24 protein-coding genes are annotated in these 24,584 nt (G+C 40.6%); 18 read left to right on the forward strand and 6 right to left on the reverse strand.

Going from position 1 to position 24,584, the window contains the following annotated elements:
- Positions 1-36: 36 nt before the first annotated feature.
- Positions 37-261: a DUF1128 domain-containing protein gene (locus AC0VX1_RS03015; protein WP_034305672.1), complete on the reverse strand. Its 225-nt coding sequence runs from the start codon at positions 259-261 to the stop codon at positions 37-39.
- Positions 262-492: 231 nt separating this feature from the next.
- Here AC0VX1_RS03015 and AC0VX1_RS03020 point away from each other — a divergent pair, with 231 nt between their 5' ends.
- Together AC0VX1_RS03020 and AC0VX1_RS03025 are read left to right on the forward strand one after the other, a co-directional pair.
- On the forward strand, positions 493-885 hold the full coding sequence (locus AC0VX1_RS03020) for a hypothetical protein (RefSeq protein ID WP_106027547.1): 393 nt from the start codon (positions 493-495) through the stop codon (positions 883-885).
- Positions 886-901: 16 nt separating this feature from the next.
- Positions 902-1,741 (forward strand): YihY/virulence factor BrkB family protein, encoded by an 840-nt coding sequence (locus AC0VX1_RS03025; protein WP_063577426.1) that lies wholly within the window; start codon positions 902-904, stop codon positions 1,739-1,741.
- A gap of 230 nt (positions 1,742-1,971) precedes the next feature.
- Here AC0VX1_RS03025 and AC0VX1_RS03030 read toward each other — a convergent pair whose 3' ends face one another.
- A complete protein-coding gene (locus tag AC0VX1_RS03030; RefSeq protein WP_475469823.1) occupies positions 1,972-3,891 on the reverse strand; it encodes a heavy metal translocating P-type ATPase in 1,920 nt (639 codons plus the stop codon).
- 330 nt (positions 3,892-4,221) lie between these two features.
- Positions 4,222-5,388: an MFS transporter gene (locus AC0VX1_RS03035; protein WP_057278627.1), complete on the reverse strand. Its 1,167-nt coding sequence runs from the start codon at positions 5,386-5,388 to the stop codon at positions 4,222-4,224.
- A 188-nt stretch (positions 5,389-5,576) separates the two neighbouring features.
- Between AC0VX1_RS03035 and cax the strand changes: the two genes are divergently transcribed.
- Both cax and AC0VX1_RS03045 read left to right on the forward strand, forming a co-directional pair.
- Positions 5,577-6,635, forward strand: coding sequence for a calcium/proton exchanger (gene cax / locus AC0VX1_RS03040; protein WP_057278739.1), 1,059 nt, complete (start codon positions 5,577-5,579; stop codon positions 6,633-6,635).
- 461 nt (positions 6,636-7,096) lie between these two features.
- Positions 7,097-7,909 (forward strand): YfkD famly protein, encoded by an 813-nt coding sequence (locus tag AC0VX1_RS03045; RefSeq protein ID WP_034305665.1) that lies wholly within the window; start codon positions 7,097-7,099, stop codon positions 7,907-7,909.
- 33 nt (positions 7,910-7,942) lie between these two features.
- On the opposite strand, the gene yfkAB is transcribed toward AC0VX1_RS03045, so the two are convergent.
- Positions 7,943-9,070 carry a radical SAM/CxCxxxxC motif protein YfkAB gene (gene yfkAB, locus AC0VX1_RS03050; protein WP_475469826.1) on the reverse strand — a complete coding sequence of 376 codons (1,128 nt, stop codon included), beginning with the start codon at positions 9,068-9,070 and terminating at the stop codon, positions 7,943-7,945.
- Between the two features lie 150 nt (positions 9,071-9,220).
- Between yfkAB and AC0VX1_RS03055 the strand changes: the two genes are divergently transcribed.
- Positions 9,221-9,406: an SE1561 family protein gene (locus AC0VX1_RS03055; protein WP_034305661.1), complete on the forward strand. Its 186-nt coding sequence runs from the start codon at positions 9,221-9,223 to the stop codon at positions 9,404-9,406.
- Positions 9,407-9,697: 291 nt separating this feature from the next.
- Complete coding sequence (locus AC0VX1_RS03060; RefSeq protein ID WP_034305659.1) at positions 9,698-11,266, forward strand: fumarate hydratase; 1,569 nt, start codon at positions 9,698-9,700, stop codon at positions 11,264-11,266.
- Positions 11,267-11,315: 49 nt separating this feature from the next.
- Here AC0VX1_RS03060 and AC0VX1_RS03065 read toward each other — a convergent pair whose 3' ends face one another.
- Positions 11,316-11,453, reverse strand: coding sequence for a hypothetical protein (locus tag AC0VX1_RS03065; protein WP_164468808.1), 138 nt, complete (start codon positions 11,451-11,453; stop codon positions 11,316-11,318).
- 111 nt (positions 11,454-11,564) lie between these two features.
- Here AC0VX1_RS03065 and AC0VX1_RS03070 point away from each other — a divergent pair, with 111 nt between their 5' ends.
- The 6 genes from AC0VX1_RS03070 (at position 11,565) to AC0VX1_RS03095 (ending at position 16,044) form a co-directional block, all read left to right on the forward strand.
- Positions 11,565-11,750: a hypothetical protein gene (locus tag AC0VX1_RS03070; RefSeq protein WP_034306471.1), complete on the forward strand. Its 186-nt coding sequence runs from the start codon at positions 11,565-11,567 to the stop codon at positions 11,748-11,750.
- A 135-nt stretch (positions 11,751-11,885) separates the two neighbouring features.
- A complete protein-coding gene (pdaA, locus tag AC0VX1_RS03075; protein ID WP_413021864.1) occupies positions 11,886-12,671 on the forward strand; it encodes a delta-lactam-biosynthetic de-N-acetylase in 786 nt (261 codons plus the stop codon).
- Between the two features lie 122 nt (positions 12,672-12,793).
- Positions 12,794-13,678, forward strand: coding sequence for a DNA-3-methyladenine glycosylase family protein (locus tag AC0VX1_RS03080; protein WP_106027551.1), 885 nt, complete (start codon positions 12,794-12,796; stop codon positions 13,676-13,678).
- Positions 13,675-15,060, forward strand: coding sequence for a 23S rRNA (uracil(1939)-C(5))-methyltransferase RlmD (rlmD, locus tag AC0VX1_RS03085; protein WP_057278632.1), 1,386 nt, complete (start codon positions 13,675-13,677; stop codon positions 15,058-15,060). The genes AC0VX1_RS03080 and rlmD overlap by 4 nt, the downstream gene beginning before the upstream one ends.
- 117 nt (positions 15,061-15,177) lie before the next feature.
- Entirely contained in the window at positions 15,178-15,705 is a 528-nt protein-coding gene (locus AC0VX1_RS03090; protein WP_413021860.1) for a YehS family protein, read from the forward strand.
- Positions 15,706-15,873: 168 nt separating this feature from the next.
- Entirely contained in the window at positions 15,874-16,044 is a 171-nt protein-coding gene (locus tag AC0VX1_RS03095) for a hypothetical protein (protein WP_237752031.1), read from the forward strand.
- A gap of 516 nt (positions 16,045-16,560) precedes the next feature.
- Here AC0VX1_RS03095 and AC0VX1_RS03100 read toward each other — a convergent pair.
- Positions 16,561-16,692, reverse strand: a complete 132-nt coding sequence (locus tag AC0VX1_RS03100) for a hypothetical protein (RefSeq protein ID WP_255256744.1) — start codon at positions 16,690-16,692, stop codon at positions 16,561-16,563.
- Between the two features lie 373 nt (positions 16,693-17,065).
- Here AC0VX1_RS03100 and AC0VX1_RS03105 point away from each other — a divergent pair, with 373 nt between their 5' ends.
- The 6 genes from AC0VX1_RS03105 to AC0VX1_RS03130 all read left to right on the forward strand — a co-directional run bounded on the left by AC0VX1_RS03105 (position 17,066) and on the right by AC0VX1_RS03130 (position 24,553).
- Positions 17,066-18,256: a glycine C-acetyltransferase gene (locus AC0VX1_RS03105; protein ID WP_413009612.1), complete on the forward strand. Its 1,191-nt coding sequence runs from the start codon at positions 17,066-17,068 to the stop codon at positions 18,254-18,256.
- 45 nt (positions 18,257-18,301) lie between these two features.
- Entirely contained in the window at positions 18,302-19,261 is a 960-nt protein-coding gene (locus AC0VX1_RS03110; RefSeq protein ID WP_413009614.1) for an L-threonine 3-dehydrogenase, read from the forward strand.
- 332 nt (positions 19,262-19,593) lie between these two features.
- Positions 19,594-20,991: an amino acid permease gene (locus AC0VX1_RS03115; protein WP_475469832.1), complete on the forward strand. Its 1,398-nt coding sequence runs from the start codon at positions 19,594-19,596 to the stop codon at positions 20,989-20,991.
- Positions 20,992-21,142: 151 nt separating this feature from the next.
- Positions 21,143-21,436 (forward strand): RNA polymerase alpha subunit C-terminal domain-containing protein, encoded by a 294-nt coding sequence (locus AC0VX1_RS03120; protein WP_475469834.1) that lies wholly within the window; start codon positions 21,143-21,145, stop codon positions 21,434-21,436.
- Positions 21,437-21,531: 95 nt separating this feature from the next.
- Entirely contained in the window at positions 21,532-22,452 is a 921-nt protein-coding gene (gene coaA / locus AC0VX1_RS03125) for a type I pantothenate kinase (protein ID WP_413021852.1), read from the forward strand.
- A gap of 595 nt (positions 22,453-23,047) precedes the next feature.
- Complete coding sequence (locus tag AC0VX1_RS03130) at positions 23,048-24,553, forward strand: malate:quinone oxidoreductase (protein WP_475469835.1); 1,506 nt, start codon at positions 23,048-23,050, stop codon at positions 24,551-24,553.
- The last annotated feature ends 31 nt before the right edge of the window (positions 24,554-24,584 follow it).

A 24,584-nucleotide genomic window follows, 5' to 3' on the forward strand; every position in this document is an offset into this window, starting at 1 on the left:
GAAAAAAATCCTCACCGGTATGGGAGGATTTGAATGTTACTTATTACGCAGTCTTCCAAGTTCTTCAGCGATCGCTTCCATTTCACGGACACTGAAATTCGTTTTTTTCATCACCATTGTATAAATATCGTGCAGTTCTTCGTACATTTCAATATCAAAATGAGTTGATTTGATTGCACCGAAGTTCATTACTTTTAATTTATCCTTGATTGCCTCGATCATAAATTCGACACTTTCGGCTGTGTTTTGTGTTAAATCCATTTCCTTCATCCTTTCATACGTTCCTAAATTATTTTCATCTTTGCATGATTACCGCTGGAAGTCAATGAGTATTCGGGTGGGATATGAAGATTGACCCCCGATAATCTTGGTGATCTTTGCGTTTTAAAGTGAGAGAGTTTGGGAAAAGATAGGAAAAAACTTTTTTAAACATTGTATAATGGAGAGAGCTACCATTATCCATCAACTAATATATGACGAGGAGGAGAATATATGAGCAACATTCGAGAAGAATATAAGTGTGCCAAGAAAAGTAAGTTTATGCAAGCGGTCTTTATTGGGGCGTTAGCTGGGGCGGCAATAAGCCTTTTTGACAAGCAAACGCGTTATTCTGTATTGGAAAACAGCAAAAGCTGCATGAGTAATATGAAGGAATTCGTGAAGAATCCCAATGGGGTGCTTACACAAGTACGTGAAACATCATCCAAGGTCCGTTCCACTGTTGAAAAAATTTCCGAAGATGTATCCTTCATTTCCCAAAAGGTTGAGGAAATGAAAGATATTCCATCACAAGTTGCCCAAGTGGTGATGGAGACGAAGGAAGTTTTTACTGCAGAGGAAGAAGAGCCGTCTTCTAGAAACCACGAACGAATTTCCTTAAATTAGAAAATGGGGTGGGGGTATGGCCAATAAAAAAGAATGGCTGAAAGGCTCATTCTTCAAGACTTTGGTAAAACGGTTACAGGTCGATGATGTGTCGGGGCTTGCCGCACAGCTGTCTTATTTCTTCTTACTTTCCCTGTTTCCGTTGCTTATTTTTTTATTCACTTTATTGGCCTATCTGCCATTTTCACAAGAAGATATATTAAATACCGTCCGTACATATGCACCTGACGATTCGATGAAAATTATTGAAGCTAACCTATCGGAAGTGTTGGAAGCGAATGGGACATTATTGTCGTTTGGTGTCATAGGAACGATATGGTCGGCATCGAATGGGATGAATGCAATCATCAAAGCATTTAACCATGCATATGGTGTAAAAGAAAGTCGAACTTTCTTTATTTCCCGGGGAATGTCGATTCTTCTCACTTTAGCGATGATTTTTGTTTTTATTGTCGTTTTATTGCTGCCGGTATTCGGAAAACAGATTGGAGTGTTCCTATTTGCCGAAATTGGACAATCCGATGAGTTTCTTACGATTTGGAACCAACTTCGCTGGGTGGTCAGTACGCTTGTATTTTTAATTGTGTTCACCATCCTTTATTGGATTGCGCCCAACATTAAGCTAAAGTGCATAACCGTACTGCCTGGTGCAATCTTTGCAACGGCAGGATGGAGCCTGGCTTCTTTTTTGTTTTCATTTTATGTGGAGAACTTCGCTAATTATTCCGCAACATATGGAAGTCTTGGAGGGATAATCGTATTAATGGTCTGGTTTTATTTATCGGGCCTTATCATCATACTGGGCGGGGAAATAAATGCGCTCATTAGTGAAAGGAAAAAGCCAGAATGTGCATGAGCTTCCTGGAGTTTCCGTAATAGCGGATTATCATCCTGCGGATACTATTCAAGAAATGACAACTTTTAAAGAGGAGGAGTTCTTTCATGAGTAAAAAGGATGGCGGCACAAAACAAAAAGGAAAAAATAAAGGTTCGAACCATAAAACATCAGGTTCTGCAAACGGTAAGAACGGATATCATTAAATGAACATAAAAAAAGGGAGCCTTGGATGGCTCCTTTTTCATGGTTTAGTTTCTCAAAAGTCTTAAGCTGTTCAGTATAACGAGGATTGTGCTTCCTTCATGGCCAATGACGCCATATGGGAGGTCCAGGAATTGAAGGAAATTGGATGCTATCAGGATCATGATGACCGAAATGGAAAAGATGACGTTTTGTTTGATGATCCGATTCATCTTCTTGGATAATTTGACTGCTTCCGCGATGCGCGGCAGGTCATTCTTCATCAGAACGACATCCGCTGTTTCCAAGGCAACATCCGTTCCTTCACCCATTGCAATTCCAACAGATGCTGTTGCCAGAGCAGGTGCGTCATTGATGCCATCCCCAACCATCGCTACAGTGCCAAAATGTTCTTTAAGCTTTTTCACTTCAGTCACTTTCGTTTCTGGCAGGCATTCGGCAATATATGCATCAATATGGCTCTCCGAGGCAATCGCTTTAGCCGTTTTTTCACCATCGCCTGTCAGCATGACGGTATGGATGCCCTCATTCCTCAAAGCTTCGATGGCTGTCACGGTTTCATCACGCACGACATCTTTCAAAGTGATTATACCGGCAATTCCGTGATCATCTTTAGCATACACAATTGTCTTACCTTGTTCAGCCAATGTCTGCGAAATGCCATTTTGGAATCGTTCTGCTTCACTGCGACCGACAAAATCAGCTTTTCCGACTTGCCAAAGCACGCCATTGATGTATGCTTGAACCCCATTACCGGAGATATCTTCCATGTTAACCGGTTTAATGATATCTCTTTGCATTTTCGTTTTGGCATAACGAACGATCGAAGTTGCCAAAGGGTGGTTCGAATAATTTTCAACAGATGCAATGTGAAATAAGAAATCTTCTTCGTTTAAACCTTCGCGGATAATGACATCCGTTACCTCTGGTTTTCCTTTTGTCAATGTACCGGTTTTATCCAAAGCAATTGCCTGCAGGTTACCTAGATTCTCAAGATGGATGCCGCCTTTAAACAAAATGCCATGACGAGCACCATTTGAAATGGCTGAAAGTGTAGCAGGCATAATAGAGGCCACAAGGGCGCAAGGAGAAGCGACAACGAGCAGGATCATCGCTCTGTAGAATGTTTCGGTCCAGCTCCACTCCAATAGGAAATGGGGTACGAACATCATCAAACCGACGACCGTCAATACCACTTTTACATAAGTTCCTTCAAACCGTTCAATGAACAGCTGGGAAGGCGACTTTTCACTTTGTGCGGATTGAACGAGAGTGATTATTTTTTGAAATAAAGTTTCACTTGCCGGTTTGGTGATTTCCACGGTAATCGTACCACGGAGATTAACCGTTCCAGCGAAAACTTCATCATCCAATGATTTACTGACTGGTATGGATTCGCCTGTAATGGCGGCTTCATCGATATTGGTACGTCCGTCCGTGATTTTTCCATCTGAAGGAACTCTTTCTCCTGGTTTCACTAAAATCAGATCCCCGACATGCAGTTGGGAAACGGACACGGTTTCTTCATATCCGTTAGTTACGCGCAGTGCTTCTTCAGGCTGTAAGTCCATAAGTGCCGAAATTTCTTTATGGCTCTTATTCATCGTGTATGTCTCAAGGGCGCCGCTTAAAGCGAAGATGAAAATCAATATGGCACCTTCCGTCCAATATCCGATGACCGCAGAACCGATGGCCGCAAAAATCATCAGCATCTCAACATTCAACTCCCGGTCGGCAATCGTATCTTCTATGCCTTCTTTTGCCTTGGCATATCCGCCAATCAAGAAAGAGGCTAAGTAAATGACGATGGAAGCGGACTCCATTCCGTTCTTTGAAAGGGCCCAGCCCAAAACTATTAATAAACCGCTGAATAATGCAGCAATAAGTTCTAAATGAGGTTTTGCTTTTTCCAACCAAGTGGTTTTGCATGTAGCCAATTGGGTTAAATGTTTAGTATCTGTAGTCATAAGATTCCCTCCCAAATTCTTCTCTATTTGTGTAAATGATATAGATTATCATTTACTTTATATCTAATTGAGAAAGATAATCAACGTCATTTCTCTGGATAAAATATGAAAGCTGCCACCGTAATTGCGATGACAGCAATGTTTTCAAAGGTTTATTAAGGTGATTTCCCTTTTGTTAATATTATATTACCACATATCCTATTCAGAAATAAAGAAGAATGATTCTAATCTAGTAAAAAATATAAAGTATCGAATCTCCATTATACAGGCACTTTTGATAAATCCGTTCAAATTGAATAATAAAAGAAGTAGTCCAGATAATAAACTATATTACATAACTGAAGCAGGCATTTTCTCCTTAAACATGGCCAATGAAATGAAGACAAGGATAAGCATGATGCTGATCATGTAGAAAAAATTCCCGCCTTTGATATGTTCAATGACCAGGCCGCCAAAAAATGGACCGCCGATGCTGCCGAGACTAAAGAAAATACTGCATAATAAATTTCCTGCAGGTAATAGGTTTCGAGGCAAAAGATCTGCCATATAACTGATTCCCAGCGAGAAAGTCGAACCAACCATCATTCCGCCAAACATAAAGCAGATGAATAGACCAAGCACTGAATCGGAATAAATCCCTGCAAGCGTGAATATCGCAAACCCTGAAAAAAGGATCGTCAGCAAGGTCTTTCGCCGGCCAAAACGATCACTGATCATCCCTAAGGGAATCTGGGTAAGCAGGGTCCCTGCGGAAAATGCCGGAATGATGATGGAAACTGCCGTTAAATCGATTCCGGAGCGCAGGGCGAATACAGGGAAATTGCTATTCAATGATGCCTCAAGCACGCCAAATGTGAACGGAAGTAAAAATGCGACCCAAGCTATGCGGCTTACTTTCGTAAACCTTTGGAGTGTGCCCAGGAATGATGTGCTTTCAGAATCATCCTGTTCAGGAAGTTCATTTCTAATAAGGAAAACAGCAGACCAGGCGAGAAGGCTAAGTATGGATGTGATGATGAAAGGCAAAGACTGATTAATCTCGAGAAGCTTCGTCATCAGCGGGCCTACCATGAAGCCAAGACTGAAGAAAAGTCCATAAATGGCAAGATTCCTTCCGCGCTTCTTTATTGGTGAAATGGCAGTGATCCATGTCTGGGTAGCAAAGTGAAGTGTATGATCCCCGATACCAATGAAGAAACGAAGGACAAACCAAAACCAGAATGATTTCCAAACAGGAAATAAGGCAAGCGATAGAATGACCGTTATCCCGCCAAATATGATCAATGGCTTATAGCCGTATTTGCGGAGCGGTGCTTCCATAAAAGGGGAAATCAACAGAATTCCAATATAAAGCGAGGCTGCATGAAACCCGTTCAGTGATGAGCTAATTCCGTCATTTTCAAAAATGATGGCAATGATCGGCAGAAGCATCCCTTGAGAAAACCCCGAAATGCCGACAATTAAGATTAAAACGCTAAAAAGCAATTTGTTATTCATAAAATCATGTCTCCTAAGAAATGTATACCTTCTTGATGTTACATCTTAGGAAGAGGATTAAGCAATAGAAATTTGGGTAAATATTGACAAGAAGAGAGAAGATGATAAATTTTTCCTTTGTCATCGCCCGAAGATTTTGTATGATAGTTTTTGTTACATAAAAAGAACTATAGATTGTGAGGAGAAGTATCGTGAATAAAATATTTTTGGGCCTTGTCCTGCTGGGCGTCCCTATATCAGTCATCGGGTCATTATTGCATTGGCCGAGTGTGATCATGTTCATCGTATATTGCTTAACAATCGTCGCGCTTGCAGGCTTCATGGGCCGGGCGACTGAAAGCTTAGCGATCGTCATGGGACCAAGGATTGGCGGTCTTTTGAATGCAACCTTTGGGAATGCGGTGGAATTGATCATATCCATCTTTTCATTAAAGGCGGGGCTTGTTGGGGTCGTGTTGGCTTCTTTGACTGGTTCGGTATTAGGGAACTTATTGTTGGTGGCAGGTCTTTCATTCTTTGTCGGAGGGACTAAATACAAACGGCAGAAGTTTAATGTATTCGATGCGAGGCATAATGCCGGTCTATTGATTTTTGCGGTTATTGTAGCCTTTGTCATACCGGAAGTATTCACACAAGACATGAGTGAATCAAGCACGATGTCGTTAAGTGTAGGAATTTCCATTATATTGATCTTATTATACCTTGCTGCATTATTCTTTAAGTTGGTTACTCACCGCGGGGTATATCAGCATACGGAGAAACCCGAGGAACATGAAAAGGAGGTACCGGAGTGGAGCAGGAAAAAGGCAATTATAATACTTGCTGCCGCTACATTGGCCGTTGCGTACGTATCGGAAAAACTCGTCCATACGTTCAGCGAAGTGGGGGAAACCTTCGGATGGTCGGAGTTATTCATCGGTGTCATTATCGTTGCAATCGTAGGTAACGCGGCAGAACATGCGTCCGCCGTCATGATGGCCTATAAAAACAAAATGGATGTCGCAGTGGAGATAGCCGTCGGTTCCACGCTTCAAGTAGCGATGTTCGTAGCTCCTGTACTCGTACTTATTTCGTTAATGTACCCAACGCATATGCCGCTCGTCTTCACACTGCCGGAACTGATTTCCATGGTTACAGCAGTCTTCTTGATGATCATGATTTCCAATGACGGGGAAACGAACTGGTTTGAAGGCCTTACCTTATTGGCCGCTTACTTCATTATGGGAATTGGATTTTATTTATTATAAGAATGCAGGCCTTCCGATGTGGAAGGTCTTTCTTTTAATAAAATAAAAATGACTCTGCTCAGGTTAGATTTAGCAGAGTCATTTCTATATTAGTAAATTACCATTCATAAGTCATTCCAAAATTTTTCATCATGCTTTTGTAAAAGTTGAGAAAATATTCTAGAGTGTCACACCATCCTTTTACATCAGATTTAAGTATTGGCGAATTCGTTTTCTGTCATCCTTTAAAAGGGTGTCATGGATTGTTCGATAAGCATACCTCCTGAAGTTTTAATAGGTATGAACGATTTCGCCTCCTTTTTATAATGTAAATTAAGTATAACCGATTTGAAAAGAAAAGTAAATATTCTGAACTTTACAAATTCATTACAAAGTTGAAATCTGAATGAAATGTATAGAATGTTGGCTAAAAACAAAATCTATAAACAAATGATTGAACCCCTCAAAAGGAGTGCGACAGCATGAGAAGAACTATTCTTATTACGATGATTGCCCTAATTGCCTTCATACAGGCGAATGTAAGTTTTGCAGCAGATATACCAGAAGTCAAAGCAAATCCGAATAAGGTGAATATCCCTCCTTCCGTATTGAATATTGCAAAGGAGAATACGTATCCGAACCCGACCCAGGATCTTCCGATGCTGCAGCCAAGTAATCTTGCCGAACAATTGATCGAATCGTCGGATATCAAGATTGAAAATCCAGAACTCATCCAAATGTTGAATGAATCCGCAATTGCAAAGGCCCCGCTTGCTTTTGGATACAGGGCGACCATTTACCTTGGTCATTGGGCCTTGAATTATGAGTCTTCGGAAACGGCACCAAACTGGGAATACCAAAAAATCAATACGAATTACTATGATAATCGCGGCGGTGAAGTTCCATATAAGATCCGTTATGTCCAGGAAAGTCAGAAGGCAGTGAGTGGCGGTCTTACGGCGAAAATTCCAAAGGCTGAGGATGTTCAAAAGATGATGCTGTTAAAAGCCACCGAGAAAACGAATTTGCCTTTGGCTTTTGAAACGATCATTGGAGCTGGTACGAAAAAAGATCAAGTATACAATGTTGCGTCAAATAGGATTGGTTACTTATCCAGTTTTGCTTCCGCCGTAAATGAAAAAGGCAAGGTCACATATGGGGAAGTGTATTTGAACCTAAAAGGAAATAAAAGAACCATTACGATAAAGAACATCACTTCCCAAGGCATCGGTGCATGGATACCGGTTCAGGACCATGTTTCCTTCAGTTTTACAGTCTCACAGCAACCCAGGTAAATTGAAAAACTCGCCGGATTGGCGAGTTTTTCTTCATATGGTTGACTTTCTGATCCTGAAGTCCTCTTTCGGGTAGTATGCATTTTTGACGAGTACATTCGGGCCTAGACATTTGACTGCCGGGCAGTGGCAATTCAATTCATTGGCCAGTTTCGAATTCATCCATGTTTCATAGGATTCGGTCAAGGGCTGATCTTTGATATTCCCTAATGTAGGCGCGTCCCCAAAATCGGTCACGATCACTTCCCCGGTGAAAATATTGATGTTCAACCGTGATCGTCCATCAGGATCATTTCTTACGGTCACTTTATGTGAACCATAAAGGCGTTGAAGCAGCTTAATATCCTCTATACTATTATTGCAAGGATAAAATGGCAGGGTACCGAAAAGCATCCAAACATTTTCATCTCGGATATCAAGCAAATGATGAATCGCTTCACGCATTTTGTCCAGTGATAAAGTTTCAAGTGCCGAAGCGAAATCGCTTGGATACATCGGATGAATTTCATGCCTTTGACATCCCATTTCATCGACGATCTGCCTGTGTATATGCTCAAGATGAGGCAATGTACGTTTATTAAGCATCGTTTCCGCAGATACCAGTACACCAGCCTTTGTCAGGGCACGGGAATTTTCGATCATTTTATCAAATAATTTCTTTCGCTGTTCCCGGGATGGTTTTCGGTCCATCATGGCAAAGCCGATATCAATGAATTCATCGATCGTTCCCCAATTATGGGAAATGTGGAGAACATCCAAATAAGGAATGATTTCCTCATACCGTTCCAAGTCAAGGGTCAAATTGGAATTGATTTGTGTCCGGACCCCGCGACTACGGGCATATTTCAATAGAGGCAAAACATAATTCTTCACTTGTTTTCTTGAAAGCATCGGTTCCCCGCCAGTAATGCTGAGCGAGCGAAGCAAAGGGATCTCATCAAGACGCTGGAACAGTAATTCAAGAGGCAGTGCATCCGGGTCCTTGGGCTGGAGTGTGTAACCGACGGCACAATGCTCACAACGCATATTGCAAAGGGTGGTGGTGGTGAACTCCACATTGGTAAGGCTGAGTTTTCCATATTGTTCAACGTCCATATATGCTTCCCAAGGATCATACTTGGGTGTAATTGGTGTTAAAAGATCTTGCTTGATTATTGACATATTTAAAACTCCTTACGTAATAATGCACTAACCCATTATGAACAATGGGGACAAAAATTGTCAAATGGCGGAGAGCTGCATTTATAGCTTGCCATTGCACTTTCAAGCAGATTTCGTTACGATGAAAGAAGAACGGAAGGAGAGTGCCTCATGGGAAAATCCATTACAGGTAAAAACGAACAATTAACATACTTAAAAGAACGCCTCACGATGTTCATGGAAGTTCTTGATCATATTGAACCGGAAAATACGGAGTTGGAAGATATAGACCGTTTAATCGGCATGATAGATGATTTGGAAGGCAAAGTGGAACAATTCAAAACCCGCGAAGACTAATATCTGTTTCGATAGTATGATTTTTTCAATGTTAATATTCATGAAGGGATGACGAGAAACTTCGTCGTCCTTTTTTGATGGAAATGTTTGGTGATGAAATTTAACATATGGGCTATTTCTGGCGCTTTACTCATTTCTCTCTAAATTGCTGTTCATTAAGAAAAATAATTACTTGTTTTCGAAAGATTATGTTAGATGTATAATAAAACGGGTGTGAATCATTCACTATTTATAGAGAAGCAGGGAAATGATTAAATCTAATCTAGGGGAAATAAGAGGGGGAAGAGAAATTTGGATATTCAAAAATTCCAAGAAAGTATGTACAGTCTTATCGTTGAAACTTCAACGAATCTTCCAAAGGATGTTCGTCGTGCGGTCAAAAGTGCAAAACAACGTGAAAATGCAGGTACTCGTTCTGCATTGAGCCTGACCACCATCACGAATAATATTACAATGGCTGACGACAATGTATCACCGATTTGCCAGGATACTGGTCTGCCGACTTTCAAAATAAAAACTCCAGTTGGCGTGAACCAACTTGAAATAAAAAAAGCAATTCGAAATGCAATCATTTTAGCGACAAAAGGCGGAAAACTTCGTCCAAACGCAGTTGATTCTTTATCGGGTGAAAATAGCGGGGATAACCTTGGGGAAGGTCTTCCTGTCATTAAATTCGATCAATGGGAAAAAGACTATATTGATGTTCGTCTCATCTTAAAAGGCGGCGGCTGTGAAAATAAAAACATCCAATACAGTCTGCCTATGGAACTTGAAGGATTGGGAAAAGCGGGCCGTGATTTGGACGGAATCCGTAAATGTATCCTTCACTCTGTCTACCAAGCACAAGGACAAGGCTGCAGTGCCGGCTTCATCGGCGTGGGTATCGGAGGGGACCGTTCATCCGGATATGATCTGGCTAAGGCTCAACTTTTCCGCAGTAATGAAGATGTGAATCCGAATGAAGATCTTCGTCAACTTGAAGATTACATCATGAAGACTGCTAATGAATTGGGCATCGGCACGATGGGCTTTGGCGGCGAAACTACACTGCTTGGATGTAAAATCGGTGTCATGCACCGTATTCCGGCAAGCTTTTTCGTATCCGTTGCTTACAACTGCTGGGCGTTCCGCCGTTTAGGAGTGAAAGTCAATCCTGAAACAGGCGAAATCAATGAGTGGTTGTATCAAGAAGGTGAGAAAATCGACTTTGCTCTGGAAGCAGAAAAAGCAGCGAAGGATGAAGTGGCAGCCGCTGCAGAATCGGACGTTGAAGCTTCCCGTGAAATCACCCTGCAAGCACCAATCACGGAAGAACAAATCCGTGAATTAAAAGTGGGTGACGTAGTTCATATTAACGGCAGAATGTATACAGGCCGTGACGCCATCCATAAGCACTTATCTGAAAATCCTGCACCAATCGACCTGGATGGACAAATCATCTATCACTGTGGACCAGTTATGCTGAAGGATGAAGAGGGCAAATGGCATGTGAAGGCCGCCGGACCAACAACAAGTATTCGTGAAGAACCATACCAAGGCGATATCATGAAGCGATTCGGCATCCGTGCAGTTATCGGTAAAGGCGGAATGGGACCAAAAACACTAGAAGCATTAAGTGAACACGGCGGCGTTTATCTAAATGCAATCGGCGGGGCTGCTCAATATTATGCAGACTGCATCAAATCCGTCGAGGGTGTGAACTTCACTGAATTTGGTATTCCAGAAGCAATGTGGCATCTGAATGTTGAAGGATTCACTGCAGTAGTTACCATGGATTCACATGGAAACAGCCTGCATAAAGACGTTCAGCAATCTTCATTGGAAAAATTGGCACAATTCAAAGAACCGGTATTTAAATAAATGTTTGGCAAAAGACGCTCACCAAAAGGTTGAGCGTCTTTTGCATATCTTACTCTTTGATTTCCGGCAGTGGATCGATCCTTGATGAATCCTCCAAATTCAATCCGCTTTTCACAAAATGAACAAACACTCCACCACTTAAACCAAGACAACCAACAAAGCCAAGAGTGATAACCCATTCCAGCATTACATTCCCCTCTTGGTACATGTATATGAAAAAAAAGGCGAAAATTACCTCAGAAAAGTACAATCTTTTGGAATGGTCGCACATACATTAGAAGAGAAAGGAGGGATTTTCATGCAGAATAACTACATCTTATTCTTTTTCGCCATGATAACTGGTTTTGCTTTCATCCAACTTCCTGTGGCAAACACGATTTTCTCCGGTCTTGAAACATTCCTTGACGTAGTCGGAATTGTAATCGTTCTCATTTTCGCTATCGCCATTATTTGGAAGGCGGCACAAGCGTTATTTAAAGGATAATCAGAACATGGAGGCCTATCCTTTTCGGAGGAAGGGCCTTTTTTTGTTTTGCGGAAGGAATTCGACCTTCACAATATCATGCATATAAATCTCCATGTTCCAAACAATAAGAAAAAAGACATGGGGGATGTTCCAATGAAAAAAATGGTGATTTTATCCGCTTTTATATGCTTGATATGCTCTTTGGCCAGTCCAGCTTTTGCAGAATCCTATAATTGGGGATTCAATAAAGGGAAAAATGGTGCACCTGCCGATGCCGGAAAAAAATTCAATGAAATGCTGCCTGAATATGAAGCGATTTATAAGGGGGATACAAAGAAAAAAGTCGTTTATTTAACCTTTGATAACGGTTATGAAAATGGCTATACGGCCCAGATTTTAGATGTTCTGAAGAAACATGGTGCTCCTGGAGCTTTTTTTGTCACGGGTCATTACTTAAAAACGGCACCTGAGCTTGTTGTCCGTATGGCCAATGAGGGGCATATCGTAGGAAACCATTCATGGAACCATCCGGATATGACCAGCGTGACGGACGATGTGATCCGCACCGAACTTGAGCGGGTAAAAGAAGCAACGGAAAAATTAACGGGGCAAAAGGGAATGAACTATTTAAGGCCGCCTCGTGGCGTATTTAATGAGAGAACAATGAGGGTCGCAAAAAAAGAAGGGTATTACCACATCTTCTGGTCACTGGCATATAGGGACTGGATTGTAGATCAACAAAAGGGTGCCGCTTTTGCACATGATGAAGTGCTTAAGCAGATTCATCCCGGCGCGATTTTATTATTGCATACCGTATCGAAGGATAATGCGGAAGCATTGGAGTCAATTCTGACGGATCTTGAAAAACAGGGGTACACCTTTGGTAGCCTTGATGAATTAATGATTGAGAAACAGTTGCCGAACCGAATGCTTTATTAAAGTGAGAAGCGGGTCCTGTCGTAATATTTCAGGTCCCGCTTTTATCCATTCTTCTCAATTTCAAGTAATATTTCAGGAAACATGCTATAATACGTGGAAAACTGCTAAAGGATGGATCGCTTGTGTGGACAGAAAAATTACAGGTTCAAGGACCCTATAATTTCGATCTTGTTCTCGAACGATTATCGTTAGACCCACTTCAGGTAGTTGATTTTACTAACAGGACGGTAAAAGTTCCGCTATATATAGAAAAAGAACCGATCGTTTTGCAGGTTCAGGCAATAGGAAATATCGATGAACCATCTTTTATCATCAAAGGTCAATCAGAGGTGTACAAGTCAAAAGCAATCGAACGGTTAAAAAAGGTTTTTCATTGGCATGAGCCATTGGAAGGCGTTTCCCGGCACTTCCGGGAATCCGATTTGCGGGAAATCTTCGAAGAGCACCGCGGTACTGCCATCGTCTTGGACTTCGATTACTACAGTTGCCTCGTGAAATGCATCATACATCAGCAATTGAACTTATCTTTTGCCCATACGCTCACGGAACGATTCGTTAAAACCTTCGGCTTCCAGATGGAAGGCGCCTGGTTTTATCCGACACCGGAAACAACCGCCCAACTACAAATCGAGCAATTAAGAGCCATTCAATTCAGTGGCCGGAAAGCGGAATACGTCATCGGACTTTCCGAGCAGATCATTCAGGGCCATCTCAACCTTGATATAATGGAAAAGCTATCCGATCAAGAGGTTATGGATACACTAATAAAAATACGCGGTATCGGTAGATGGACGGCTGAAAACTTCCTGCTTTTTGGACTTGGCCGGCCGAACCTATTTCCTAAAGCCGACATTGGCATTCAAAATGCCTTGAAAATATTATATGGCTTACCGCAAAAGCCAACCCAAGAAGAAATGGAGTCCTATAGTGTGAAATGGGCTCCATATCTAAGCTACGCTTCCCTCTATTTGTGGAGAAGCATTGAAAAACGGAGTGAAAAGAAATGACAAACATTCAAGATACAAAACTAGAAGTGAATCAAACCCTTCCCCTTACGATTAAACGGCTGGGAATTAACGGAGAGGGAGTCGGTTATTTCAAAAAGAAAGTCGTCTTCGTCCCAGGAGCATTACCTGGTGAGGAAATTGTAGCTTTGGTTACAAAGGTTCAGCCAAACTTCACCGAGGCGAAAATAAAAACCATCCGTAAAGAATCACCGCATCGCATTGCTGCGCCATGTCCGGTTTACGCTGAATGCGGCGGTTGTCAGTTGCAGCATTTGAGCTATGACCAGCAGCTTGTTGAAAAACGTGATATCGTCATTCAAGCGATGGAACGTCATTCAAAATTCCCAGTTTCTTCATTAAATATAAAAGAAACGATCGGCATGGAAGATCCTTGGAATTATCGCAATAAAAGTCAATACCAAGTCGGCCAAAAAGATGGCAAGTTGATTGCAGGCCTTTATGGCATGAATTCCCATACACTGATCGATATCCCGAATTGCCTTGTACAGCATAAGGCAACGAATAAGGTAACACGTACAGTAAAAAAGATACTGAAGAACCTGAACATCTCGATTTATAACGAAAGAAAAAGAAAAGGTGTCATCCGTACTGTCATTACACGGGTAGGATTTGAAACAGGTGAAGTCCAGGTTGTCCTTGTTACGGGAGCGGAGGAAATTCCACAAAAAGATCAGTTGCTAAAACAAATTCGTGACCAATTGCCAGAAGTGAAATCGGTCGTACAAAACATCAACAACCGGGACACATCACTGATCTTTGGCGAAAAAACGATTCACCTGGCAGGCGAAAAAGTCATCAACGAAACATTGGGTGACCTATCATACGAACTATCGGCCCGTACATTCTTCCAGCTTAACCCGGTTCAAACTGTTCGCTTATATGATGAAGTGAAAAAAGCAGCAGCCTTAACCGGCACGGAAAAAGTGGTTGACGCTTATTGCGGTGTTGGAACCATTGGGCTATGGCTATCTGAAAACGCCAAGGAAGTCAGAGGAATGGATGTCATCAAAGAATCCATTGAGGACGCCAAGAAAAATGCAAAAAAACATAAACGCAACAATGTATACTATGAAACAGGCAAAGCCGAGAATATCCTTCCACGCTGGACCAAAGAAGGCTGGAAACCGGACGTACTGGTCGTCGACCCGCCAAGATCCGGCTGTGACCAATCTTTACTGCAGACAATCTTGAAAGTTAAACCGAAAACCATAGTGTACGTATCATGCAACCCGTCCACATTGGCGAAGGACTTACAAGAACTGGGCTCATCATATCGAGTGGAGGCCATGCAGCCCGTGGACATGTTCCCGCAAACGAGCCATGTGGAAGTAGTAACGTCATTGAAGCTGATTAAAGAATAAGCAGAGTGATCCGGGAATCTGTAAAAGGTTCTCGGATTTTAATCTGCGTTTATTTCCAACCATTTGTGAAATAATGAAAGTACTGTGAAAATCGAGAAATACATAGGAGGGTTTTGGATGCATAATCATGATATATTAATTCGATTAAGATATGCGTTGGATATTAAAAATAAAGATATGGTTGAGATATTTAAACTTGGGGAGATCGAAGTGACAATGGAAGAAGTCATGCAGATGCTCACAAAACCAAAAGATGATTATTATGATGAATATGAAGAATATGATGATTTGGATGAAGCCGATGATGGGGTAAACTGCAATAACATGATGCTAGAGTCCTTTTTAAATGGTTTGATCATTTTTAAAAGAGGGAGACAAGAGCCAAAACCTGGTCAGCCTCAAAGTCAGGCACCGGCTGTAAAGCAAAAGGAAAGTGTAAATAATATCCTTCTGAAGAAACTGAAAATAGCATTATCATTAACCAGTGAGGATATGATTGATATTTTGGAAGAAGCAGGAGTCATGATAACCAAAGGGGAATTAAGCGCTATATTAAGAAAAGTGGGTCATAGGAATTATAAAGAGTGCGGAGATCGATACGCCAGGAATTTCTTAAAAGGATTAACTTTGAGATATAGGGGATAAGGGTTCGGTACTGTTTTTATCGTGCACATCATGATATTTAGGCCTTGATTTCGTGAAAAGTACTTTTCCGATTTCAGGGTCTTTTTCTATACCGATTTTAACAACAGGGCAGCTGAGGAAAAATGGAAATGGTACGATGGCGAAAAGAATTTTACAAGAGCAGAGGATATGAAAAAGCAAGAAAAGGGATTAAAAAACCAATTCGATCCGGAAGATATGATAGAAAAGATGATCGAAATCATCCCTGCTGACCACCATAAATTCCGTACTGTTCATCCCGAGAAAACGGAAAAACAGATGAAGGAGACCGAAAAGGAACGGTGGGACATGGAAATCTGATTTATGGGAGCATTATTGTCATAGGATTAGTGCAGTAGAGGAGTAATTTTGTTAGTTGTGCATGGATTGTGGACAAGGAAGAGAAATAGGGAAAATCCTTATTCTTAGCGCCTTTATCCCATTCTTTTGCATGACTTTTTTTGTTTTTTTGTACATGAGATTCAATTAAATATCCGAGCTATCATCAGCTCATTTTGTATTGTTGTAATGGACTTAAGCGTCCATTAGTACAATGTAAAAAAGACAAAAAAGAGGATAATTAATCCCCTTGCTGACTATGGAAGAATTGGAAGAACTCGGGTTTGCCTGCAGTTTTTATCTTTAAAAAACAATCCAGTTGATTGGAGCGGGTGAACGGGACTCCTGCTTAAAAAAGCGACCCCTCAGGCGCAAAGCCCCCCGAGGAAAGCGATTGCCTGGAGAGGGAAATAAGCCCCAAAAACAGTTCAAGATCAGGAATGAACCATTCTGAACTTCCTTTTGTCAACAAACTGAAAGAGGATTTCTCCCCTTGGTTTACTTGTCTTCATTTGTTTGTTCATCAGGTTTTTGGATGATTTCTTTTAATTCTCCAATGTCACCTTTTGCATTGATAATCTCAAAAATCTCATTTAGGCCTTCTGAGGTTTTTTCATCTTCCGTTTTCACTATACCCCTCCTTAATTAGGTTAATGGTTAAGGTCTCCAAAAAAACAGTAGATATAACATCGTTTGCCTTGGAAAATTGATGAAATTCTCTTCGTGTTTTCATTGATATAAACGCATTTTAGGCGGATGTTGATTGTAAGAACTACAAAAATTCAATTTTTTTGTCCACACAATATGGACAACATTAAAATTATCCATTATTATGAGTGGTATAACACTTAGTATAAAGGGATTTTCGCTAATGCTGTGTGTGTTTTTGGAGAAGACACGTGTATTTTTGGAAAAAAGGGAAAAAATACAATATTTTTAAAATAGGTGTAAAACATAAAAAAATCCTGCATTTATTCCAACCATCAATAAGGGGGTATATTAAATGTCAAGTGAAATATTAAATGAATTTTTGAAAGAAAATTTGGAAGATTTAAAAGAAAAGGGACTTTACAACGTTATTGATCCAGTGGAAGGTGCTAATGGTCCGGTTATCACGATTGCGGGCAGGGAGCTAATTAATTTATCATCCAATAATTATTTAGGTTTAGCAACAGATGGACGATTAATAGAGGCTTGCATAGAAGCGACGAAAACATATGGTGTCGGTGCAGGTGCCGTTCGTACGATCAACGGAACGTTAGATATTCATGTCAAATTGGAAGAAAAGCTCGCCGAGTTTAAGCATACAGAAGCAGCCATTGCTTATCAATCTGGATTTAACTGTAATATGGCAGCGATTTCAGGAGTGATGGATAAAAATGATGCCATTCTTTCAGATGAACTGAATCATGCTTCAATCATTGATGGATGCCGACTATCCAAGGCGAAAATCATTCCCTTTATCCATTCCGACATGGATGATTTACGGACAAAAGCACGTCAAGCAAAGGAGTCCGGATTGTATAACAAGATCATGATCATTACCGACGGAGTGTTCTCGATGGATGGGGATATAGCCAAACTTCCTGAAATTGTGAAGATTGCCGAAGAGTTCGACTTAATTACGTATGTTGATGATGCGCATGGTTCGGGTGTATTAGGTAATGGTGCAGGAACGGTTAAGCATTTTGGGTTATCTGATAAAGTGGATTTCCAAATTGGAACATTATCCAAAGCCATTGGTGTTGTGGGGGGCTATGTAGCAGGAAAGAAAGATTTGATTGATTGGTTAAAGGTGAGAAGCCGTCCATTTTTATTTTCAACGGCTGCCACACCGGGAGCAGTTGCAGCTAGCATAGAAGCCATCAATATTTTGATGAATAGCTCAGAACTTCAAAATAAGCTTTGGGAAAATAGCGATTACTTGAAAAAAGGCCTAAAAGAAATAGGGTTTGATATCGGGGAGAGCGAAACACCGATCACGCCTTGCATTATAGGTGATGAAGCAAAAACGCAGCAATTCAGCAAGAGGCTGAATGAAGAAGGTGTGTATGCTAAATCCATCGTATTCCCTACCGTTCCAAAAGGTACAGGAAGAGTAAGGAATATGCCTACTGCGGCTCATACAAAAGAGATGTTGGATAGCGCATTGGCCATTTATGAAAAAGTAGGAAAAGAGATGTCGATCATATAAGTAGATTGCTTATTTCAGAGTTTAAAACATGGGGAGGGATTTATGATGAAAAAGGTCTTGGTAACGGGAGCTTTAGGTCAAATTGGTTCAGAACTGACGCTAAAAATGAGAGAGGTTTATGGAGCTGACAATATCATTGCCACAGATATCCGAAAAACGGACAGCGATGTTGCTCAATCAGGTCCATTTGAAGTTTTGGATGTTACGGATGAAAATGCGATGTTTAACATGGCAAAAAAACATGAAGTGGATACGATTATACATTTGGCCGCTTTATTGTCGGCAACAGCTGAAAAGAAGCCGCTTTTAGCTTGGCACTTAAACATGGGCGGATTGGTCAATGCTTTGGAAACGGCACGAGAACTCGATTGCCAATTATTCACACCTAGTTCCATTGGTGCGTTTGGTCCAACCACTCCTAAAGATTGGACACCGCAAGACATCATTCAACGGCCGAATACGATGTACGGCGTGAATAAAGTATCCGGAGAGTTATTATGTGATTATTATCATCATAAATTTGGGGTTGATACGAGGGGGCTTCGATTCCCGGGACTGATTTCGTATGTCACGCCTCCTGGCGGCGGAACTACCGACTATGCAGTTGAAATTTACTATGAAGCGATTAAAAACAAGCGATATACTTCTTACATTGATAAGGGAACGTATATGGACATGATGTATATGCCGGACGCTTTAGCTGCCATCATTGCTTTAATGGAGGCAGATGCTTCAAAGTTGAAACATCGGAATTCTTTCAATGTTTCTGCCATGAGCTTTGATCCGGAGCAAATTGCAGCCGAAATTAAAAAGCATATACCGGAATTTGTCATGAATTATGAAGTCGATCCTGTAAGACAATCCATTGCAGACAGTTGGCCAAATACAATTGATTCAACATGTGCAAAGGAAGAGTGGGGATTCAAGGCGGAATATGATTTGGAGAAAATGACCAATGATATGTTGTTAAAGCTGAGATTAAAGTCCCTTTTGGTAACAGCGTAATAAACCTGCCAGCCGAATAAAAGAGTTGCAAAACTCTTTTATTCGAGTTATTTTATACAGGGGAATTTTTACGTTTAAGGGGTGAACTTGTTATAACCGGTAAAAAGTAAGCGCTTTCTATGGCGCCTCGGACAGAATAAAGAATTAACATGAAAATGGATAGTAATCTTTCCAACTGTCAGGAATGCTTAAAAGTGAAGAGTGATTTTATGAGGCGGCTTTAAGAAAGATTAAATAAAGTGGTGCCTGCTATATCATTTCTATACTAAATAGGGAGTGTAATAAGCATCTTGCATAAAATTTCGACTATTAGTAGTGTAGGGGGAAATGGAATGGCAAACAAAGATTTGAATAGGGACTTGAAAGGTCGTCATATTCAGATGATCGCTTTGGGCGGAACGATTGGTGTCGGTTTATTCATGGGTTCAGCCAGCACGATTCAATGGACAGGTCCGTCTGTAATGTTAGCTTATGCGATCTCTGGTTTATTTATATTCTTGATCATGCGCGCAATGGGGGAAATGTTGTACTTAGAGCCAAGTACAGGTTCATTTGCAACATTTGGTTATAAGTACATTCATCCATTGGCAGGGTATATGACAGCTTGGAGTAACTGGTTCCAGTGGGTTATCGTCGGGATGGCAGAAATTATTGCAGTGGGGACGTACATGCAGTATTGGTACCCTGATCTCCCTGCTTGGATTCCAGGTTTAATTGCAATGGTGATTCTTGGAGCAGCGAACTTAATTTCCGTTAAATCCTTTGGGGAAATTGAATTTTGGTTTGCACTGATTAAAATCGTAACGATTATTTTAATGATCGTTGCAGGGTTTGGACTGATTTTCTTTGGAATCGGTAACGGAGGGGAAGCATTAGGGTTATCGAATCTTTGGGAGCATGGCGGTATATTTACAGGCGGCTGGAAGGGCTTTTTCTTTGCTCTCTCACTGGTGGTTGCCGCTTATCAAGGTGTAGAATTAATCGGGATTACGGCTGGTGAAGCAAAAGATCCGCAAAAAACGATAACCAAAGCGATTCAAAGTACCATTTGGCGTATTTTAATCTTCTATATCGGTGCGATCTTCATTATTGTAACCGTTTACCCTTGGGATCAATTAAGTTCGATTGGCAGTCCGTTTGTTGCGACCTTTGCGAAGGTTGGTATCACGGCAGCAGCCGGAATCATTAATTTTGTCGTAATCACGGCTGCAATGTCTGGCTGTAATAGTGGTATTTACAGTGCAGGACGCATGCTTTACACATTAGGGATGAATGGACAAGCGCCAAAGTTCTTTGCAAAAGTATCTAATAGCGGTGTCCCTTTATTCGGTACGTTCGGAGTGATCGTCGGTTTAGCGATTGGGGTTGTTTTAAGTTATATTGCACCAGAAAATTTATTTGTGCATGTATACAGTGCGAGTGTACTTCCCGGAATGATTCCATGGTTTGTCATTCTGATCAGTCAAATTAAATTCAGGAAGGTCAAAAAAGCTGAAATGCACAATCATCCATTCAAGATGCCGTTTGCACCTGTTACAAACTACCTGACCATCGCTTTCTTGATCATGGTATTGATCGGTATGTGGTTTAATGACGACACACGTATATCTCTTATGGTTGGAATAGGTTTTCTGGCTATCGTAGCAATCAGTTATTTCGCTTTTGGAATAGACAAGCGTGTACAAGCAAATGTTCAAACAGAGGCTAAGAAGGAGGACAAAGTGGGTTAATCCATCATTCACTTTGCGTTTTGAAAAGGGTTGCTGCGGCAGCCCTTTTCCAATGAAATTAATGATAAAATGGATTAAAATGATTGCTTCATTGTGAAGGGTGAACTTTTATGTTTGGACTTAAAATTCAGAAGAAATGGAGAAATTGGCAATGACCACTTCAAAGAAGAATTTGAGGACTTGCGAAAAGGGACACAAATACTATAAATCCAGCGACTGTCCGACCTGCCCTGTATGTGAGCAGGAACGAAAACCTGATACAGGATTCCTTTCAGTGCTCTCGGCACCTGCCAGACGTGCATTGGAAAGCAATGGGGTAACCACTTTACAACAGCTATCAGCATATAGTGAAAAAGAGATTTTGAAATTCCACGGTATGGGACCAGCTTCTTTACCGAAACTTAGGGAAGCTTTGGAGACAGGTGGGTTATCATTCAAAGCTTAATCAATTTAGTGAATAAGGGATCAGGAACATCTTTTTTATGGACATCATCCTTGTTAAACTGATAGTAACTCTAAAAAGTGAGGTAACGAAAAATCATGAGTTCCTATACTCCCTATTTTGAATTCAATCGAAAAAAGTGGGCATCTTTGCGAAACCATACCCCTCTTCCTTTAACTGAAGAAGAATTGGATAACTTAAAAGGAATAAATGAAGAAATATCCATTCAGGAAGTGGAAGAGGTTTATTTGCCCTTGACCCGTTTGATCAATTTACATGTTGAGGCATCTCAGCAGCTTAACACAGCCACTTCTTCATTTCTAAAAACTGATGCTAAAAAAGTACCTTATATCATTGGGATTGCAGGGAGTGTTGCTGTAGGAAAGAGTACGACTGCAAGGTTACTTCAGACTTTATTATCCAGGTGGGATAATCACAGAAACGTAGGTCTTGTCACTACCGACGGTTTTTTGTACCCAAATGATCTTTTAGAAGAAAAAGGATGGATGAAAAGAAAAGGGTTTCCTGAAAGTTATGATACCCAAAAATTAATCAATCTTATCGGAGATGTAAAAGCGGGAAAAAATAAAGTGGAAGTTCCAATCTACTCACATTTGAAGTATGACATTTTGCCAAATGAAGTGCAGACGATCTGTAATCCGGATATTTTAATAGTGGAAGGTGTTAATGTTCTTCAAGTTGACAAGGAAAATCAAGTATTCGTCAGTGACTTTTTTGATTTCTCACTCTATGTAGATGCAGATGTTAACGACATAGAGCGGTGGTATGTCGAAAGGTTCCTTTTACTTCAAAAGACTGCATTTCAAAGTCCCGAATCCTATTTCCATCGTTATATTGACTTTTCTAAAGAACAGGCCATAAAAAAAGCGACTCAAATTTGGGAAGAAATTAATTTAAAAAATTTACATGAAAATATACTGCCGACAAAAGGACGGGCAAAACTCGTCTTGAAAAAAGGGTCGGAACACAAAGTTGAAAATATCTTTTTGCGAAAATAAGAGAAATAATGTTTTTTTGTAATAGCAATAAGTTAAGAAATTATATTAATGAGGGACTATGAGATAAGTCTTAAAATTAAGAATATTATCGGTGATATTACCTTATATTGGTTTAGTTTTCAGTAATTATTGGTATTGTTATAATATCTAATAATTGGGTGGAATTTATGATACTAGTTAAAAAGTTAAGAGTTTAGCAATTTTAGGAAGGCCCTTGTTTTTTAGGGAAATGGTTACAGAAAGTTCTAATTTTCCTTCCGTTTTTGTAAATAAATGTGTATTTTTCTGGCTTTTTCGAATCTGTCAATATTATTTCACTAACAGTTTCTTCCTTCAATGATGGGGAGTTGCTGAAGAAATCTTTTAATGCGACTATCGAGGCGGATAAGTTTAAGCCAATTTCTTTTCAAAATCAACATTTTAACAAAAAAAGTAATAGTAGAATATTTTAATCTATGAAATAATAATAATAGATTATGATATAGTTATAAGGAGACAGAAAAGGTGTGTTCCTAGTTCGTGCCGGGCTTTTTTTAACACCTAAGCAGGAGCGCCTACATCTTTTTTGCAAATATAGGGGATAAGGAAGGTTATAATGAGCAACATACAGAAACAAACAGACGTTATCTTAATTGGCGGCGGAGTCATGAGCGCGACTTTGGGATCATTACTGAAACAGTTAGCACCGGAATGGGAAATCAAAGTATTTGAGAAGCTTGCAAACGCAGGAGAAGAAAGCTCTAACGAATGGAATAATGCGGGTACGGGACATTCTGCACTGTGCGAGCTTAACTATACATCCGAAAAAGCTGATGGATCTATAGATATTAGCAAAGCAATTAAAATAAATGAACAGTTCCAAGTTTCATTGCAGTTTTGGTCGTATCTTGTAAACTGTAAGCTGATTGATAATCCGCAAGACTTTATCATGCCATTGCCTCATATGAGTATGGTGCAAGGGAATAACAATGTAGCGTTCTTAAAGAAACGCTTTGAAGCACTGTCAAAAAATCCTTTGTTCCAAGGTATGGAGTATTCCGATGACCCAGCAAAACTGATGGAATGGATACCACTTATTATGCAAGACCGTCCATCGAATGAATCGATAGCGGCAACAAAAATTGATTACGGTACAGACGTTAACTTCGGTGCTCTGACACGCATGTTGTTTGACCACTTAAAGGCTCAAAACGTCGATATCAAATATAAACATAGTGTTGATAATGTTAAACGTGCCAGTGATGGCTCATGGGAATTAAAGGTGCGTAATGTCGATACCGGTAGCGTAGAACGTCATAATGCTAAATTCGTCTTTATCGGAGGCGGGGGCGGAAGCTTGCATTTACTGCAAAAATCCGGCATTCCTGAAGGGAAACATATCGGAGGATTCCCGGTAAGTGGATACTTCATGGTATGTAATAATCCGGAAGTTGTTGCACAGCATCATGGGAAAGTATACGGAAAAGCTAAAGTTGGTGCACCACCAATGTCTGTTCCGCATCTTGATACACGTTTTATCGACAATAAAAAATCGTTGCTATTTGGACCATTTGCGGGCTTCTCACCGAAGTTCTTAAAAACAGGTTCAATGTTCGATTTAATAACTTCCGTAAAACCGAATAATGTGTTAACGATGTTGGCGGCAGGCGCAAAAGAGATGCCATTGACAAAATACTTGATCCAGCAAGTTATGTTATCGAAAGAACAGCGCATGGAAGAGTTACGAGAGTTCATCCCGAACGCTAAGAGCGAGGATTGGGATTTAGTAGTAGCTGGCCAACGTGTACAAGTTATCAAAGATACTGCTGAAGGCGGCAAAGGTACACTTCAATTTGGTACGGAAGTTGTAAGTGCATCCGATGGCTCAATTGCAGCATTGCTAGGTGCTTCTCCAGGGGCTTCTACTGCTGTTCACGTTATGCTTGAGGTAATTAATAAATGCTTCCCGCAACGCATGAAAGAGTGGGAACCGAAAATTAAAGAAATGATTCCTTCTTATGGAGAGTCACTAATGGAAAATACAGAGCTTTTGCACGAAATTCAAACTTCAACATCAGAGACGCTTGGTCTGAGCAAAAAAAAAGAGCTAGTTTATAGTTAATTTTTGGATATCGAAGCATCATTGAAATTGA

Source organism: Peribacillus sp. QJM3NY_7 (assembly GCF_056173225.1).